Below are 611 nucleotides of genomic sequence, written 5' to 3' on the forward strand. Positions count from 1 at the left end.
ATGCCGGGTGCAGGCGAAGTATTCAATGAAGCAGAAGATATTCTCGATGAACATGATAAAGCGCTATTGGCCACATCGGCCTCAGTAAAGAAAGAAAAAGCCAAACCGAAACGCCGGCCACTGCCGGCTCAGTTACCCCGAGTTGAGGTCGTTGTTGACCTCGAAGAGGATGAAAAAATGTGTGATTGCTGTCAAAGCCCCCTTCACAAAATGGGTGAAAGCAGCAGTGAAGCACTCGAGTTTGTGCCAGCGCATATTAAAGTAATCAAAACCATTCGCCCTAAATATACGTGCCGTCACTGTGAGCGTGAAGGCATTGAAAGTGTGGTAAAAACCGCCCTTATGCCCGCAACAGCCATTCCAAAAAGCATCGCAACGCCCAGCTTGCTGAGCCAAATAATCATGTGTAAATACCAGTTTGGCTTACCACTTTATCGCCAAGAAACCATGTTAGGCGATATTGGTATTGAGTTGAGCAGACAAACTATGTCGAGCTGGATGTTGCGCTGCGCAGACCTGTTGTCCCCTCTGTATCAACGCTTAAAAGACGTGTTGCTATCTCAACCGGTTATTCACGGCGATGAAACCCCGTTAAACGTCATTAATGCAGA

1 protein-coding gene is annotated in these 611 nt (G+C 47.1%); it reads left to right on the plus strand.

Annotation, left to right across the window (positions count from 1 at the left end; all coding sequences use genetic code 11):
• Positions 1-611, plus strand: a 611-nt coding sequence (gene tnpC / locus H5187_RS23920; RefSeq protein WP_182798516.1) for an IS66 family transposase, incomplete at both ends; no start/stop codon positions are given.

Source organism: Pseudoalteromonas sp. SG44-1 (assembly GCF_014164315.1).
In the GTDB taxonomy this organism is placed as follows: domain Bacteria; phylum Pseudomonadota; class Gammaproteobacteria; order Enterobacterales; family Alteromonadaceae; genus Pseudoalteromonas; species Pseudoalteromonas rhizosphaerae.